16 protein-coding genes are annotated in these 15,442 nt (G+C 71.8%); 1 reads left to right on the plus strand and 15 read right to left on the minus strand.

From position 1 onward, the window contains the following. Positions 1 to 2: 2 nt before the first annotated feature. The 9 genes from AB0I41_RS26725 to AB0I41_RS26765 form a co-directional block, all read right to left on the minus strand. The gene (locus AB0I41_RS26725; RefSeq protein ID WP_357112946.1) at positions 3 to 440 is read right to left on the minus strand and encodes a MaoC/PaaZ C-terminal domain-containing protein; all 438 of its coding nucleotides are present in this window, start codon (positions 438 to 440) and stop codon (positions 3 to 5) included. 17 nt (positions 441 to 457) lie between these two features. Continuing rightward, positions 458 to 961 carry a MaoC family dehydratase N-terminal domain-containing protein gene (locus AB0I41_RS26730; protein WP_357112949.1) on the minus strand — a complete coding sequence of 168 codons (504 nt, stop codon included), beginning with the start codon at positions 959 to 961 and terminating at the stop codon, positions 458 to 460. 32 nt (positions 962 to 993) lie between these two features. Next, the gene (locus tag AB0I41_RS26735; protein WP_357112952.1) at positions 994 to 2,265 is read right to left on the minus strand and encodes a CoA transferase; all 1,272 of its coding nucleotides are present in this window, start codon (positions 2,263 to 2,265) and stop codon (positions 994 to 996) included. After that, positions 2,262 to 3,551, minus strand: coding sequence for a CoA transferase (locus AB0I41_RS26740; protein ID WP_357112955.1), 1,290 nt, complete (start codon positions 3,549 to 3,551; stop codon positions 2,262 to 2,264). Before AB0I41_RS26740 ends, AB0I41_RS26735 begins: the two co-directional genes overlap by 4 nt. Beyond that, on the minus strand, positions 3,548 to 4,693 hold the full coding sequence (locus tag AB0I41_RS26745) for an acyl-CoA dehydrogenase family protein (protein ID WP_357112957.1): 1,146 nt from the start codon (positions 4,691 to 4,693) through the stop codon (positions 3,548 to 3,550). The genes AB0I41_RS26740 and AB0I41_RS26745 overlap by 4 nt, the downstream gene beginning before the upstream one ends. A 27-nt stretch (positions 4,694 to 4,720) precedes the next feature. Further along, on the minus strand, positions 4,721 to 5,899 hold the full coding sequence (locus tag AB0I41_RS26750) for an acyl-CoA dehydrogenase family protein (RefSeq protein WP_357112959.1): 1,179 nt from the start codon (positions 5,897 to 5,899) through the stop codon (positions 4,721 to 4,723). A 71-nt stretch (positions 5,900 to 5,970) separates the two neighbouring features. Further along, positions 5,971 to 6,720, minus strand: coding sequence for an SDR family oxidoreductase (locus AB0I41_RS26755; protein ID WP_357112961.1), 750 nt, complete (start codon positions 6,718 to 6,720; stop codon positions 5,971 to 5,973). Beyond that, the gene (locus AB0I41_RS26760; RefSeq protein ID WP_357112965.1) at positions 6,713 to 7,789 is read right to left on the minus strand and encodes an alpha/beta hydrolase; all 1,077 of its coding nucleotides are present in this window, start codon (positions 7,787 to 7,789) and stop codon (positions 6,713 to 6,715) included. The genes AB0I41_RS26755 and AB0I41_RS26760 overlap by 8 nt, the downstream gene beginning before the upstream one ends. Further along, complete coding sequence (locus tag AB0I41_RS26765) at positions 7,774 to 9,450, minus strand: NAD(P)/FAD-dependent oxidoreductase (RefSeq protein ID WP_357112966.1); 1,677 nt, start codon at positions 9,448 to 9,450, stop codon at positions 7,774 to 7,776. Before AB0I41_RS26765 ends, AB0I41_RS26760 begins: the two co-directional genes overlap by 16 nt. Positions 9,451 to 9,598: 148 nt before the next feature. Here AB0I41_RS26765 and AB0I41_RS26770 point away from each other — a divergent pair, with 148 nt between their 5' ends. After that, entirely contained in the window at positions 9,599 to 10,222 is a 624-nt protein-coding gene (locus AB0I41_RS26770) for a PadR family transcriptional regulator (RefSeq protein WP_357112969.1), read from the plus strand. Between the two features lie 275 nt (positions 10,223 to 10,497). Here AB0I41_RS26770 and AB0I41_RS26775 read toward each other — a convergent pair whose 3' ends face one another. From AB0I41_RS26775 to AB0I41_RS26800, 6 genes are all read right to left on the minus strand, one after another. Continuing rightward, positions 10,498 to 11,832, minus strand: coding sequence for an ABC transporter substrate-binding protein (locus AB0I41_RS26775; protein ID WP_357112972.1), 1,335 nt, complete (start codon positions 11,830 to 11,832; stop codon positions 10,498 to 10,500). A 157-nt stretch (positions 11,833 to 11,989) separates the two neighbouring features. Further along, a complete protein-coding gene (locus tag AB0I41_RS26780) occupies positions 11,990 to 12,271 on the minus strand; it encodes a 4Fe-4S dicluster domain-containing protein (protein WP_357112975.1) in 282 nt (93 codons plus the stop codon). Then, a complete protein-coding gene (locus AB0I41_RS26785; RefSeq protein ID WP_357112978.1) occupies positions 12,268 to 13,017 on the minus strand; it encodes a GntR family transcriptional regulator in 750 nt (249 codons plus the stop codon). Before AB0I41_RS26785 ends, AB0I41_RS26780 begins: the two co-directional genes overlap by 4 nt. Then, positions 13,005 to 13,784 (minus strand): thiamine pyrophosphate-dependent enzyme, encoded by a 780-nt coding sequence (locus AB0I41_RS26790; RefSeq protein ID WP_357112980.1) that lies wholly within the window; start codon positions 13,782 to 13,784, stop codon positions 13,005 to 13,007. Before AB0I41_RS26790 ends, AB0I41_RS26785 begins: the two co-directional genes overlap by 13 nt. Beyond that, entirely contained in the window at positions 13,781 to 14,860 is a 1,080-nt protein-coding gene (locus tag AB0I41_RS26795) for a hypothetical protein (protein ID WP_357112983.1), read from the minus strand. Before AB0I41_RS26795 ends, AB0I41_RS26790 begins: the two co-directional genes overlap by 4 nt. Beyond that, a complete protein-coding gene (locus AB0I41_RS26800; protein WP_357112986.1) occupies positions 14,857 to 15,426 on the minus strand; it encodes a 2-oxoacid:acceptor oxidoreductase family protein in 570 nt (189 codons plus the stop codon). The genes AB0I41_RS26795 and AB0I41_RS26800 overlap by 4 nt, the downstream gene beginning before the upstream one ends. Between the last annotated feature and the right edge of the window lie 16 nt (positions 15,427 to 15,442).

Consider the following 15,442-nt stretch of genomic DNA (forward strand, 5'->3'; position numbering starts at 1 on the left):
CCTCACGCGCGTCTGGGCAGGACCACGACCGCGGTGCCCGGCATCAGCAGTTGGCCGTCGGCCTTGGCGCCGCGGATCTCCAGATCCACCAGCGCCGCGCCGTCCACCTCCCGCTTGCCGGTGACCGTGCCGCCGAAGTGCAGTTCCTCGCCCGGGAAGCAACTGGCCCGGTTCTGCACCGCGTACCTGACCAGCCGCCCGGCCCCACCGATCCAGTCGGTGACCGCCCGGGCGAGCAGCGCGGCCTGCAACGGGCCCTGGACGACGATGTCCGGGTACCCCTCCACCTCGGTCGCCCAGGCCCGGTCGTAGTGGATCCGGTGGCCGTTGTACGTGGCGGCGCTGAAGAAGAACATCTGGGTGGGATCGACCGAGGTGACCAGCGTCGGGATCTCCCGGCCGACCTCGACGTCCTCGTAGTACAGCTGGTTGTCCGTCACAGCTCTGCCTCCGTGCGCTACGGGCGGGCGATCATCGAGGTGGTCGCCTCGGCCACGACCTCGTCCCGCTGATTGGTGTACGTCGTCTTCCAGGTCACCAGCACGAACCGGCCGGAACGCCCGCGCTTCTCCTCGATGCTGTGGATCCGGCGCTCGCTGGTGATGACGTCCCCGCCGTACACCGGGGCGAGGAAGGTCGTGTCCTCACCACCGGCCATCCGCCGTGGGCACAACGGGAACGTGAGATTGCCCGAGCCGGCGCCGGACGATCCGTCGGGGCGCAGCCCGTCGAGGTCGGCCACGCCGAGCGTGACGTGCTGCAGGAACATCGGCGGGGCGAGGACGTTCTCGTACCCGTGCGTCCGGGCGTACTCGGCGTCGAAGTACAGCGGGTTGCGGTCCCGCACCGAGGCCGCCCACCGCTGGAACTCCCTGGTCTCGACCACGCCGGTCCGGCGCGCGACGACGGTCCCCACCATGGCGGCCACCTCGGCCGGGATCAACGGCTCTTCGCCAGTCATGGCATACCTTCCAGTCTCATCCGGTTGTGCGGTCACGCCAGCTGCTCGTCGGTGACCAGGCCGCGCTCGCGCAGCTCGCGGTAGCGCTCCGCCGAGTAGCCGAGCAGCTCGCGGTAGACGTGGTCGTTGTCCTCGCCGAAGCCCGGCAGCGGCCGGCCGAAGACGGTCTCGAAGCCGTCGGCGCGGAAGGGCTGGCCCGGGAAGCGGTACGTGCCGACGGCGGGGTGGGTGCGCTCGGCGAACCAGTCACGGGCCGTCAGGTGCTCGTCGGCCAGCAGCCGGTCCTCGGTCATCACCTCGCCGGCCGGCACCCCGGCCGCCTGCATGAGTTCGACGACGCGGTCGGCCTGGTGGTGGCGTACCCAGTCGGAGATGCGTGCCCGCAGGGCCGCCGAGTGCCGCGACCGCCCGGCGGCGTCGGTCCCGAGGGACGCCCAGTCGGGCCGGCCGAGGACCTCGGTCAGCGCCGCCCAGTCCGCGTCGTGCCGGACCGAAACGGCCACCCACCGATCGGGCTCGGCACTCTCGAACGCGTCCTGCAGCAGGTGGGGATCGCTGTTGCCGAGAATCGGCGGGTTGCGATGGTTCATCTGGTGGTCCAGGACGAACTCGCCGACCTCCGCCATCACGTTCTCGGCCTGGGGAAACTCCACCAGCCCGCCGACACCGGTGCGTTCCCGGTCCCAGAGCGCGGCCAGCACGGCGAATGCGAGCCCGGCGGGAGCGGCCTCGTCCATGTGGTAGTTCTCGCCGGCGGTGTCGGGGGTCTCGCCCTCGTAGCCGTCCATCGCGGCGATGCCGACCAGCGAGTTGAAGTTCGGGCCGTACCCCAGGTAGTTGCTCATCGGCCCGGACATGCCCATCGGTGGCATCCGCGCCACGATCAGCCGGGGGTTCAGTTCCAGCAGCCGCTCGTGGCCCAGGCCGAGCTTCTCCAGGGTCCCGTTGCTGTTGTTCTCCACCAGCACGTCGCCGACGGCGAGCAGGTCGAGCGCCGCCCGATGCCCTTCCGGGGTCTCCAGATTGCAGCAGGCGGCCAGCTTGTTGCGGGCGTGCCAGGCGAACAGCGCGGTCCGGTCGTACGACCGCGGCTCAGGGTTGCGGTCGGGGTAGGTGCCCCCGTGGTAGCCGGTGGCCCGGATCGTCTCCCGCGTCACCTTCGCCGAGACCTGCCGGCTCGCCCGGTTGTTGCCCTCCAGGCGGATCACCTCGGCGCCGAGGTCGCCCAGCAGCGCGGTCGCCCCGGGACCCGACCACACCACGGTGAGGTCCACGACCCGGATGCCTGCCAACGGTCGCCTCATCGCGTGCTCCCCTCGTCGACGGCGACTGTTTCCGGGGCGTCGCCCGCTGTGGCCGCCGCGGCCAGTTCGGCCCGGATCTCGGCACCGTGCTCGTCCAGCAGCGGTGCGGTCCGGCGCAGCCGGAACCCACCCGCCATCCGCCACGGTGGACCCACGTACTCCAGTGATCCGGCCTGCGGGTGCGTGCCCCGCACGAACAGCCCGCGGCCGCGGTAGTGCGGATGCTCCAGCAGCTCCGAGATCTCCAGCAGCGCCGTCAGCGGGATCCGGGCCGCCTCACCGCGCTCCATGATTTCGATCTTGGGCCGCGCCGCGAACCAGTCGCCGACGTACCGGGTGAACTCGTCCCAGTCCTCGCCCAGGGTCTGCCGGTCCAGATACCTGGCCAGGAACGCCTCGTCACCGGCCCCGACGAGGTTGACCAGCCGGTTCCAGAACTCGCGGGTGGTCACGTAGACCATCACGTACCCGTCCTTGGCCCGGAACGGGCCGGTGAAGAGGTTGCCGCTGCGGTGCGCGCTGCGCACCCCCCGCGGCGGGATCCACCCGGAGAACGCCGCCGACATCAGGTACGACGCCCGCCGGTCCGCTCCGGACAGCAGCACCTCCTGGCCGGAGACGTCGACGATCGAGCCCTTGCCGGTCCGCCGGGCGTGGAACAACCCTGCCATCGTGGCGTAGCCCGCGGCGCGGCCGATGGTGTAGTGCTCCAGCAGGCCGGGCTTGCGCAGCGGGCCGCGGCCCACGCCGCCGGTAGCGTGCATCGGCCCACCCATCGCCTGCAGCACGATCCCGGTCGCCTCCCGGTCGCGGTACGGGCCGCTCTGGCCGAAGGCGCTGATCCGGGTCAGCACGAGGCGGGGATTGCGGGCCAGCAGCACCTCCGGGCCGAGCCCCAGCCGCTCCAGGTGCCCCGGCCGAAAGGACTCGACCACCGCGTCCGCCGTGCCGACCAGGTCGAGCAGCAGTTCCACCCCGGCCGGGTCGTGCAGATCGACCACGATGGACCGCTTGTTGGTGTTCAGGTGCAGGAAGAGCGCGCTGCGTTCGGGGTGGGCGACGTCGCCCGGGAATGGGCCCCAGCGGCGGGTGAAACTGCCCTCGCCCGGCTTCTCCACCTTGATCACGTCGGCGCCGAAGTCGCCGAAGAGCTTCGTCGCGTACTCGCCGGCGACCCACCGGGACAGGTCGATCAACCGTACGCCGTCGAGAACCTGTGGCCGCTCGCCGTCGACGGCGCCGGGACGGCCCGGCGCGCCCACGGACGGCGCCCGCCGCCCGCTCATCCGACCAGTCCGATCTCGCGCTCCAGCCACCGCGCGGCGACGTCCGCCGCCCCGCCCTGGAGTTCGGTCACCTTGGCCCGCTCGGACCACAGGTGCAGATCCGTCTCGCGCACGTAGCCCATGCCGCCCTGGAGTTGGTGGCAGGTCAACGTCGCCCACTTGTAGGCCTCGCTACACTGCATCTTGGCCACGGCCACCCGCCGGGTGGCACACGCGCCCTGCGCCAGCCACCACAGCGCCGAGTACGCCGCCAGCCGGGCCCCGTCCAGCGCGATCCGGATGTCGGCGACGTGGTGCTGCACCGCCTGGAAGCTGCCGATCGGCCGGTCGAACTGGTGCCGGGTCATGACGTACTCGACCGTCCGGTCCAGCGCGGCGACGGCGCCACCGAACATCTCGGCGCACTGCAGCGCCACCGCGGCCTCCGCGACCCAGCCGAGGTCGGCCGGGTCCAGGCCCCGCCCGTCGCGGCCGGCCAGCACGGCGTCGTCGTCGACCTGGTACCCCGTGAGCCGGACGCGGCTCTGCTTGTCGGCTGCGATCGTCCGGAGCGGCTCGGCCGACCAGCCCGGACCACCAGGGCGGACGACGAAGCCCAGGGTCCGTCCCGGCCCGGTCCCGGAGGTCTCCTCCTCGGCGGTCACCAGGACGACGTCGGCCCGCTCGGCGTTGGCGACGAAGTCGAGCCCGCCGCTGAGCCGCCAGCCGTCCGAGCCGTGCGTCGCGCGCAGCCGAGGCCGCAGGTCCGCCGCGTCCGAGGGGTTCCAGGCCGCGACGGTCGCGACCAGTTCGCCGGCGCAGAGCGCCGGCAGGTACGCGTCACGGTGCCGCGGCGGGCCCAGCCGGTCGACGGCCAGCCCGTACAGCAGGGTGCTGTAGACGACGCTCGGGCACAGCGCCGCGCCGGCCTCGGTGAAGAACAGGCCCAGTTCGAACAGGCCGGCCCCCTGCCCGCCGTACCCGTGCGCGAACGGCAGGCCGAGCGCACCGGTCGCGGCGAGCGCGGTCCACAGCTCCGCGGGGAAGCCGTCGGATTCCGGCCGCTTGAGCTCCCGGACCAGCGAGGCCGGGCACTTCTGCGTGAACAGCTCGGCGAAGACCGCCCGCAGCTCGCGCTGTTCGGCGGTGAGCACTAGTTTCATGGATCTCGTCCTTTGCGTGTCTGCCGGTCAGCGTCCGAAGCGCGGCAGGCCGTGCCCGCGCTGGGCGATGACGTCGCGGAGCACCTCGTTGGTGCCGGCGCCGAACCGCAGCAACGGCGCGGCACGGTAGAGCTGTTCGAACCTCCCGTGCGCGACGGCGCCCGGGCTGTCGGCGGTGAGCACCCCAGCCATCCCCGTCATCCGGGTGCCGAGGTCGGCGATCCGCTGCCGCAGCTCGCTGGAGAACACCTTCTCGACGCTCACCTGCAGCGTGGGGATGGTGCCGCTGTCCAGCAGCGAGGAGGCCTCGAGCCCCATCAGCACCGCGACCTCGACGTCGGCGTCGAGCTGGGCCAGCTGCCGGCGCAGCACCGGTTCGTCGCCCGGCCGGGTGCCGTCGGCGAGCTGCTGACCGGCGAGCGCGATCAGGTCGTCGACCGCGCGGCGCAGATCGCCGGCGTTCGTCAGGGCGCCGCGCTCCAGGTCCAGCGCACCCGTGATGTACTGCCAGCCCCGGTTGACCTCGCCGATGAGATTGGTCGCCGGCACCCGCACGTCGGTGAAGAACACCTCGTTGGTCCGGTAGCCGGACCAGGCGATGATCGGGCGGATCTCGACCCCGGGCGCGTCGATCGGCACCATGATCACGGAGATGCCGCGGTGCTTGGGCGCCCGCTGGTCGGTACGGACGCACAGCCACTCGTGGGTGGCCCGTTGGGCCATGCTGTTCCAGATCTTGGAGCCGTTGATGACCCAGCTGTCGCCGTCGAGATCGGCCCGGGTCTTCAGGCTGGCCAGGTCGGTGCCGGCGTCCGGCTCGGAGTAGCCGACCGCCACCTTGAGGTCGCCCCGGGCGATCGGCGGCAGGAACTCCTCCCTGTTCCGGGGCGTGCCGTGCCGAATGATCATCGGCGCCACCGATGTCACCGTCAGATCCGGCGCCGGGGCACCGGCGTACTCGAACTCGGTGACCAGGATGTGCTGGTGCACGGCGCTCAGCCCCAGCCCGCCGTACTCGATCGGCCAGTTCAGCCCGAACCAGCCCCGCTGGCCGACCTTGCGGCGGAACGCCTCGACCTCACCGTCCGGCTTGTCGAGATGGTGCGCGGCCATCTCCTGCCGGAGCTCCTCGGTGACGTGCTCCGCCAGGAACGCCCGCACCTCGTCGCGCCACGCCGCCTGCTCGGCGTCGAGTCGGAAGTCCATCGCTGTCCTCAATCGTCGGGGCCGGGCCGCGCGCACGCGTCCGGCCGGTTGTCACCTGCGCCCGGCGACCGCTACGCGAAGGCGCCACCGTCCACCCGCAGCACCTCCCCGGAGACGAACGACGCCTCCGGGGAGGCGAGGAAGGCGATGGTGGAGGCGATCTCCGCCGGGTCGGCCTTACGCCCCTGCAGGCCGGTCGACCGCTTGCGCAGGCTCTCGTCGTACGCGACAACGCCGGACCGGAAGTCCGCCGAGAGTGACGTCTCGACCCCGCCCGGGCAGACCACGTTGACCCGTACGCCCGCGGGGCCGTACTCGATCGCAAGCGAGCGCATCATGGTCACCAGCCCACCCTTGGAGGCCGAGTACACCGCGCTGTACGGCCAACCCTGCAGACCGGCGATCGACGAGACCGCGACGACACAACCGCGGGTGCGGACCAGGTGCGGCATCGCGGACCGGGCGAGCAGGAACGGCGCCCGGAGGTTCACGTTCAGCACGCGGTCCCATTCGGCGAGCGTGACGTCGGCGGTGGCACCGAACTGCCCGATGCCGGCGACCAGGGCGAGCAGATCGATCCGCCCCCACCGCTGGACGCAGTGCGTCACCACCGCGTCGGCCGCCTCCGGCTCGGCGAGGTCGACCGCGAGCGCGGCGAACCGGTCGCCGTCCGGGCCGAGTTCGTCGTGCACCGCCGCCAGGCCGGCGGCATCGCGGTCCACGCCCAACACGAGGTCGCCGCGGCCGGCGAGCCGCTGCACGGTGGCGCGGCCGATCCCGGCGGCGGCGCCGGTGACAACGGAAACCCTGGTCTCACCCACGCAGCGCCTCCCGCACGGTCGCGTACGCGTGCCTGCCGGCCGTCCGGGCCGTGTCGAGCAGGTGGTCCAGGGTGAAGAATCCGTGGGCCACCCCGGGGTAGCAGGCGTACGTCACCGGCACGCCGGCTGCCCGCAGCCGTTCGGCGTACGCCTCGTTCTCACTGCGCAGCGGGCAGTGCTCGGCGGCCACCAGGTAGGTGGGCGGCAGCCCGCGCAGGTCGGCGGCGCGCAACGGCGAGGCGGTCGGGTCGGCGCCGTCCAGGCCGCCGAGGTACTGGTCCCAGTACCAGCGCAGGTGGTCGATGGTCACCGCGTACCCGTGGCCGTTGCGGCGGTAGGACTCGGTGTCGAACGCGTGGTCCAGCATCGGGTAGATCAACAGCTGGTAGGCCAGCGCCGGTCCGGCGCCCCGGGCGCAGCGCTGGGCGACCACGGCGGCCAGGTTGCCACCGGCGCTGTCCCCGGCCACCGCGATCCGGGACGGGTCGACAACGAGCGCCGCGGCGTGGGCGGCCACCCAGCGGGTCGCCGCTTCGGCGTCCTCGGCCGCGGCCGGAAACCGGTGCTCCGGTGCCATCCGGTAGTCCACCGAGACCACCACCGCCCCGGTCTGCAGGGCCATCTGACGGCAGGGCGCGTCGTGCGTGTCCAGGCTGCAGATGACGAACCCGCCGCCGTGAAAGAAGACGATCGCCGGCGACGGCGCCTCGGCCGGGTACGGCCGGTAGACGCGTAACCGGATGTCCCCGCCGGGGCCGGGGGCGGTCAGCTCCTCGACCGCGTGCATCTCCGCCTTCGGGGCCGGAGCCGCGGGGTTCTCCGCCAGGATGCGGCGCGCCTCGGCGGCGTCGAGGACCTCGGTGCCGAGCCGGGGAAACCGTTTCTGGACCGCGGCGACCACCGCCGCGGACTGCGGGTCCAGTGCCATGTGACTCCTTCCGATCACGGTGAACCCCAGAGCGTCGGGCGCGAGCAGGACCCCCTCGTCGCCGGTGACCGGCAGCCCGCGCCCGCGCCCCGAGCCGGCCGGACCGGCGTCCGGCACCGGCAGCGTCAAGCCGGGCTGCACGCCGCCTCCTTCCCGTCCGGGTCGGCGGCGCCGGCGGTTGTGCGGAAGCCGTGGTAGCCCGCGGCGGCAACCTCGTCGCAGCGGTCCCGGTAGGCGTTGAGGCCGCCGACGTACGGCATGAAGACCCGCGGCTTGCCGGGAATGTTGGCGCCGGTGTACCAGGAGTTCGCCTGCGGGTACAGGGTGCGGTCCGCGACCTCGTTGACGTGCGACACCCATTCGTCCTGGGCGGCCCGCTCCGCCTCGATCCGATCCGCCCCGCTGGCCCGCAGGTGCTCCAGCACGTCGGAGATCCACTCCACGTGCTGCTCGGCCGCCATGATGCAGTTGACCAGCACGGAGGGGCTTCCCGGGCCAGCGACGACGAACAGGTTCGGGAAGCCGGCCACGGCGAGCCCGAGGTAGGTCCGCGGCCCGTCCCGCCAGGCCTCTGCGAGCGAGGTGCCGTCCGGGCCGCAGATGTCCATCCGGGTCAGCGAACCCGTCATCGCGTCGTATCCCGTGGCGTAGACGATGATGTCGAGTTCGTACTCGGCGTCGCTGGTGCGCAGGCCGTCCGCGGTCAGCCCCGTGACGGGCGTCGCCCGCACGTCGACCAACTCGACGTTGGCGCGGTTGTACGTTTGGTAGTAGTCGGTGTCCGCGCAGATCCGCTTGGCCCCGATCGGGTGGTCGGTCGGGCAGAGCCGCGACGCGACCTCGGGGTCCCGCACGATCTGGCGGATCTTGCCATGGACGAAGTCCGCCACGGCGCGGTTGGCGTCCGCGTTCCGCAGGATGTCGGTGAACGCGGCCATGAAACCGGTGCCGCCGACCTCCCAGCGCCGCTCGAACTCGGCTTGCCGCTCCTGCTCGCTCACCTCCAGCACGCCCTTGCCCGTCGAGGGGTGCAGGGCGCCGGCGGGCGTGCGTCGCATGTCGGCCCGGATCTGCGCGTAACGGCTCCTGGTCTCGCGCACCTCCTCGGCCGTCAGCGGCCGGTTACGGGCGGGCAGGCTGAAGTTGGGCGTCCGCTGGAAGACGACGACCCGCTCGGCCACTTCGGCGATCAGCGGGATGGCCTGGATGCCGGAGGAGCCGGTACCGATGACCCCGACCCGCTTGCCGGCGAAGTCGACGGGCGTGTGCGGCCAGTTCCCGGTGTGATAGGTCTCGCCGCGGAACGACTCGGCGCCCGGCAGATCCGGTGTCCGCACCGCCGACAGGCAGCCGACGGCCGGGATGAAGTACCGCGCGCTGACCCGGGCCCCGGAATCGGTGGTGATGATCCAGCTAGCCGTTCGTTCGTCGAAGACCGCCGAGGTCACCCGGGTGCCGAAGGTGATGTCCCGACGCAGGTCGAACCGGTCGGCCACGTGCTCCGCGTAGCGCAGGATCTCGGGCTGTGCGGCGTACCGCTCCGTCCACTCCCATTCCTGCTGGAGCTCCTCGGAGAAGGAGTAGGAGTAGGCCAGGCTCGGCACGTCGCAGCGGGCGCCGGGGTACCGGTTCCAGTACCAGACGCCGCCCACGTTCTCCGCGGCCTCGAAGACGTGCGCGCGGAAGCCCCGTTCCCGGAGGCGGTGCAGCATGTACATTCCGGCGAACCCGGCCCCGACCACCAGCGCGTCGTACCGGCGGTCGGGGTCGGCGGCGCTGGCCGGCGGCCGCTGATCGGTCATCTGTCCTCCCCTGCCGCTGACGGTCGCGCCGTCAGCTGATTGCCTTGGTGGCCGGCGCGGACGCGGCCGGAGGCGAAACCGGGGCGCCTCCCGGGCTGTACGACGGGGCCGGACAGGGCGTGGCGGGCCGGAGAGTAGGGTCCGGGGCGTGCCAGCCGTGCCGAGTGAGCCCGTCGATCCGGACCTGCCCGCCACCAGTTACGCCGTGCTGGGACTGCTGTCGTTCGGCGAGGAGCTGTCCGGCTACGACCTGAAGATGTGGTCCGACTGGACGATCCGCTTCTTCTACTGGAGCCCCTCGTTCAGCCAGATCTACAGCCATCTCAAGCGGTTGGAGTCGCTGGGTTACGTCCGGTCCCGGACGGTGGAGTCGGCGTCGGCGCGCGACCGCAGGCTGTACTCCATCACCGATGAGGGGCTGACCTTGATGCGCCGCTGGGCCGCGACGGCGCCGCTGGACCCGCCGGTGCTGAAGCACTCGCTGCTGCTGCGCGTCTGGCTCGGCCACCTCGCCGAGCCGGCCCGGCTTGAGCAACTGCTGACCGAGCACCTCGACGACGTGCGGCAGCTGGCCACCAACGCCGAGGCGCGCCGGCAGGGCGCGGTACGCGGCGCGTGGGCGTACCCCGAGATCGCGCTGCGCTGGGCGCGCCGCTACTACGAGGCCGAGGCGGCGCTCGCCGAGGCGTTGCTGGCCGACCTCCGGGAGCTCGCGGAACGTCCGGTCGATGCGACCGGCCACCTCGCCGCGCGGTCGCACCCCGACGACTGAGGTTCGCGGCGCCGGTCCGAGCGGCCGGGCGGCCTGCGCGCCCAGGGCCCGCCCAGGCCGACTGCCGAGCATCTGATGACCGTCTTCCCCGCAACGACTACGCCTAGTAGGCATAGCCCAGTCTGCAACCTAGCGCTTGCTTGGTCAAGGCCTCGGTTGTGGAAAGTTGCCGTCCTCGACCGACCACCGGCGCCGTTGACCTCGCCGTTCGACCGGCGAAAGCGACGTGGGGGGGGCGGCCGCGTCGCGACCGCCCCCCACGTCTGTGCGTCCTGTCAGGACTGCGGGCTGTACCGGCCTTCCTTCAGCAGGGTGGCCGGGATGATCGCGGTCGAGTTCGGATCCAGCGCCACGGCGTGCGATGTGGCCGAGTACGCGTACCGGCTCAGCGCCCAGTTGCCCTTCTCCGCACCGGTGAAGCCCTCCAGCGTCTTGGCCAGCTTCACGACGTCGTCGATCGTCCCGGCCTTCTCGGCGGCGGCGGCCGCGACCATGATCGCGTCGTAGACAAAGAAGGTGTTCAGCGGCATGTTGATCTCGCCCTGCGCCTTCAGCGCCTTGATCATCGTGTCCAGAGCGCCGGGGTTGACCTCTGGGGCGCCCACGATGGCGGCGGCGAGCACCTGGACGTACACGTTCTGCGCGGCCGGCGCGCCGACCACGCCGTCCGGTGCCGCCCGGGACATCAGCGAGGTCACCGTGGCGACCGAGTCCGCCACCACCGGGATGTCGGTCCACCCGAGCTTGAGCCGGCTCTGCAGGATATACCCCACCGATGCGCCCGCCCCCTGCATGAACAGGATGTCGGGGTTGGTCGCCCGCAGCCGTTCCAGCTGAGCGGTCATGTCCAGGTCCTCGGCCGTGTACGTCTCGTCGCCGGCCAGGGTCAGGCCCGCCGCCTTGATCGCCTTGCGGGTCGCCTCCGCCGTAGCCTGGGCGAAGGCGTCTTTGCCGGCCAGCATCGCGACCTTCGTCGCCTTGCGCGCCTTGATGAAGGTGACCACCTGGGCGGCCATCGAATCGTTGGTGGGGACCACCTGGAAGAGGTACGGGAACTTCTGCGGGTTGTTCAGGGCCGAGGAGCCGGCCTGCTGAACCGACAGGATCTTCGCCTCGGTCAGGATCGGCGCCATCGGCAGCGCCTCGGCGCTCGTGTTGCCGGGAAGGACAAGCGCGGGCTTGCGGCCCTTGCTCAGCCGCTCGGTCAACTTGGTCACGGCGGTCGTCGGATCACCATTGGTCTCAATGATCTCGAGCTCGACCTTGCGACCCAGAATGCCGCCGCGCTCGTTCAGCACCGCCACGGCGGCCTTGGCCGCCTGCGCCGCCGCCTTGGCGTTCAACGCCGCCGGCCCGGTCTGGTTCATCCCGAGCAGCTGCACGATCCGGTACGGCTGGTCCGGCGACGACGAAGCCGCATCGTCGTCCTCCGGGGTGGCGCACGCGGCCGTAGCGGCCAACGCGGTCACGGTCAGAAATAAGCCCACTCGCTTCCACATGGCGTGGCAACCTCCATGGCTCGACGAAGCATCAGACATCCCGGCCACCAAAGCAAGCGCTTGGTTTGCTCGGATTCCAGGAGGGTATGGCGCTGTTTCCAGCCGCGTCAAGGACGGCCGACCGGGGAAACCGGGGCCGGTGAGACCGGCCGCCACGGCTCCGGCAGATCGAGCACCGCCACGCCGGGCCGGATCCGCTCGGTGTGCGCGGCCAGGAATGCGCGGCGTCCCCGCAGTGGGCCGCGACCACGGTCTGCAGGCGCGGCAGTCAGCCGGCGACAGGGATGAGGCGGTAGACCGAGAAGACGAAATCGGGGCAGACCATCTGACAGGCGGTACAGCCGGTACAGCCGGGGGTGAGCTCCGGATACCGGTAGCCCATCTCGTTCACCTCGCTCGACATCACCAGCACCCGGGGCGGGCACGCCTCGATGCAGAGCTCACAGCCCTTGCACCGGTCCGCGGCGATGACCAGGGTCCCCCGGCTGCTCCGCGGCGCGCTCGACGTCGCGGCCGGGCTCGGCGCCGCATCGCGTTGGTGCTCGCTCATGATCTGTCGCCTCCGGTGGTCGCGCGAACGATGCCGAGCACCCGGGAGCGACCCGCCCGCGTCGACCGGTCGGCGGGATGCTCCGAGGGCGGGTCGGCCGGGAAGATCCCCCGCCGCCGCAGTGCCCGTACCGCATTCTCGGCCGTCATCAGGATGTGGTCGAGTGCCGCCGCGGAGGCCGCCTCCGGGTCCCCGGCCACCAGTGCCTCGTACTCCCGGCGCAGTGCGGCCCGTTCCTCGTCCATCGCGTCCTCGATGGAGAACCGGGCGGCGGCCGGCACGAGGCCGTTGAAGCTGCGCAGCAGGGCGCGCAGGTGCGGGCCTGCGGTCGCCAGGTTGACCACCTTGCGGAACTCGCGGGCGATCCGTTCGAACTCGTCGACGTTGTCACAGTCGATCAGCGCCTCGACGAGCTTGCCTAGCGTCTCCCGCAGGCCCCCGTCCCCGATGGCCGCCGCCCGGCTGCTGGTCAACGCACTCAGCATGCCGTACAGCTCGAACGCCTCGCGGATCGTCCCCGCGTCGAAGGCGGCGACGAACGCGCCACGGTAGTGCGGCATCTCCACCAGACCGTCGCGCTCCAACTGGAGCAGCGCCTCGCGTACCGGCGCCCGGCTGACCCCGAGCGTCGCGGCGATGCCGTCGAGGTCGATCCGGTCGCTGCTGCGCAGCGTGCCGTCGAAGAGCAGGCCGAGGATGTACTCGGCGACCGCCACGCCCGTCTTCGCCCGCGTCAGTGCCGCCATGTCGTCAGCTCCCCGAGTGGATAGGCCTGTTCCATCGAGTCGCCAAGGTAACCCGGGCCCTCGGGCGCCGGCACGAACCAGCCGGTCGGGCACATGGTGAGGATCTCCACCAGGCTGAAGCCGGCCCCGGCGAGCTGGGCCTCGAAGGCCCGCCGCAGCATCCGCTTCGTCTGCGCAACTGCGCCTGCGGTGGAGACCGCTCCCCGCGCGACGTACGCGGCGCCGCGCAGCCCGGCCACCAGGTCGGCGACCGGGATCGGGTAGCCGTGCGTCTCCGCGTCGCGCCCCTCGAGGCTGGTCTTCGTGCGTTGCCCGAGCACGGTGGCCGCGGTCAACTGCCCTCCGGTGTCGCCGAAGACGCCGTTGTTCAGCAGTACACAGGTGATCTTCTCGCCCCGGGCCGCGGCGTGCAGCACCTCCTGCAGCCCCTCGTTGGCCATGTCACCGTCGCCCTGCATCGTGAAGACCGCGCAGTCGGGGCGGACCCGCTTGATGCCGGTGGCACAGGCCGGCGCCCGGCCGTGCAGGCACTGCAGCACGTCGACGTCCATGATCCGGACGAAGCTGCCGTAGCAGCCGTGGCCGACGACGCCGATGGTGCGCTGGACGATGTCCAGCTCCTGCAGCACCTCCAGCAGCACCCGCAGCGCCACAGGTTCCCCGCAGCCCGGGCAGAGCGAGTGTTCGCCGAGCAGCAGCGACGGCCGGAAGTCGGCGACCTTGCGGGCCGGCTCCGACGGCGGCTGGGAGGTGTCGATGACGGTCATGAGCGTCCACCTTCCGCAAGAGCGGTGAGGATCCGGTCCCGGATGACCGGGGCGTCCATCAGTTCGCCGTAGGCGAGGCCGGACTCGGCGATGCTGACCCCACCGATGAAGCGCACAGCTGAGCGGTCGGCGGTGTGGATGCGTACGTCGTCGAGCATCTGCCCGGCGTTGAGTTCGAAGACCAGCACGCGCCGCACGGCGGCGGTGGCCGCGGCGAGCGCTTGGCCCGGAAACGGCCAGAGTGTCACCGGTCGGAACCACCCGATCCGGTGTCCGTCGGCGCGCAGCTCCTCGACCACGTACTCGACGAACTTGGCGGCGGACCCGAAGGCCACCACCAGCGTCTCCGCGTCCTCGACGTGGGCCTGCTCGAACCGCGACTCGATCGCGTCGATGGCGGCGAACTTCTCCGCGATGGCACGCCAGTGCCGGTCGGGGCCGGGGCCGGGGTCGGTCGCCTTGCCCATGGCCCAGGTCCAGACCTGCCGGGATTTGCCGGTACCGCTGCCGGTCCCGTCGAGCGCCCAGTCCTTCGGCGGCAGCGGGCCGAAGTCCAGCGGCCGGACCGATACGCCGATCCGGGTCTGCGCCAGCAGCGGGTCCCCGTAGAAGATCACCGGCGCCCGGTGCTTGTCGGCGAGGTGGAACGCCAGTTGGGCATGCTCGACCGCCTCGGGGACGTCCTTTGGCGCCAGCGTGATGGTCCGGTAGTCGCCCCAGCCGCCGCCCCGGGTAGCCTGGAAGTAGTCCTGCTGGTTGCGGGCCATGTTGAAGACCACGAACGGCGTCTCGTTCAGCGCCGCCTCGGCGATCGCCTCCTGCATCAAGGCGATGCCCTGGCCGCATGAACCGGTGGCCGCGCGGGCCCCGGCCGCGGCGGCGCCGAGGGTCATGTTCACGCCCTCGATCTCGCTCTCCGCGTTGAGGCACACCCCACCGGCCGCCGGAAGCTGGCGTGACATGTTCTCCAGCAGGCCGGTGAACGGCGACATCGGGTAGCCGGCGAAGAAGCGGCAGCCGGCGGCGATCGCCGAGGTGGCGATCGCCTCGCTGCCTTCGAGCAGTTCGAGGGTCATCGGGAAACCTCCGTCAGATCGGCGCCCGGTACGTCCAGCGCGGCCGCGCCGGCCGCGAGCGCCCGCGCGTTGGCCGCGGCGTGCTGCTTCCGGTATGGCGGGAGCAACTCGTTCATGGCGGCCACCAGGGACGCGGGGTCGACGAGCCGGGTCACCGCGTTGTACGCGCCCAGCAGCACGAAGCCGATCGCCTGGGGCGCCTCGACCGACTTGGCGACGGCGGCCGCGTCCACGCCGTACGTGGTCATCGTCGGCAGGGACGCGGGGTCGACCAGCGGCAGATTGAGGATCACCGGCCCGCCGGGGCGTAGCCGCGCGAGCGCCGGCTCGCTGAACCGGTGGTGGGCCACGATCGCCGACCAGGCCGAGGCGAGCACCGGGAGGGCCCGCAACGGACGGTCGCCGATGACCAGGCTCGCCTTGGACGGACCACCGCGCATCTCGCCGCCGTAGTCCGCGCTGAGCATGGCGTGTCGACCCTCCCGGGTGGCGGCGAGGGCGAGGGTCTTGGCGAGCAGTTGGATGCCCTGACCTCCGACACCGGTGACCACGAGTTCCCGCTCCATCCGGCCTCCCGATCCA

The sequence above is a fragment of the Micromonospora sp. NPDC050200 genome (genome assembly GCF_040656135.1).
GTDB lineage: Bacteria > Actinomycetota > Actinomycetes > Mycobacteriales > Micromonosporaceae > Micromonospora.

Coding starts and splice junctions, on each gene's coding strand:
- AB0I41_RS26730 (WP_357112949.1), bottom strand. CDS start 961: ATGACTGGCGAAGAGCCGTTGATCCCGGCCGAGGTGGCCGCCATGGTG.
- AB0I41_RS26735 (WP_357112952.1), bottom strand. CDS start 2,265: ATGAGGCGACCGTTGGCAGGCATCCGGGTCGTGGACCTCACCGTGGTG.
- AB0I41_RS26740 (WP_357112955.1), bottom strand. CDS start 3,551: ATGAGCGGGCGGCGGGCGCCGTCCGTGGGCGCGCCGGGCCGTCCCGGC.
- AB0I41_RS26745 (WP_357112957.1), bottom strand. CDS start 4,693: ATGAAACTAGTGCTCACCGCCGAACAGCGCGAGCTGCGGGCGGTCTTC.
- AB0I41_RS26750 (WP_357112959.1), bottom strand. CDS start 5,899: ATGGACTTCCGACTCGACGCCGAGCAGGCGGCGTGGCGCGACGAGGTG.
- AB0I41_RS26765 (WP_357112966.1), bottom strand. CDS start 9,450: ATGACCGATCAGCGGCCGCCGGCCAGCGCCGCCGACCCCGACCGCCGG.
- AB0I41_RS26780 (WP_357112975.1), bottom strand. CDS start 12,271: ATGAGCGAGCACCAACGCGATGCGGCGCCGAGCCCGGCCGCGACGTCG.
- AB0I41_RS26785 (WP_357112978.1), bottom strand. CDS start 13,017: ATGGCGGCACTGACGCGGGCGAAGACGGGCGTGGCGGTCGCCGAGTAC.
- AB0I41_RS26790 (WP_357112980.1), bottom strand. CDS start 13,784: ATGACCGTCATCGACACCTCCCAGCCGCCGTCGGAGCCGGCCCGCAAG.
- AB0I41_RS26795 (WP_357112983.1), bottom strand. CDS start 14,860: ATGACCCTCGAACTGCTCGAAGGCAGCGAGGCGATCGCCACCTCGGCG.
- AB0I41_RS26800 (WP_357112986.1), bottom strand. CDS start 15,426: ATGGAGCGGGAACTCGTGGTCACCGGTGTCGGAGGTCAGGGCATCCAA.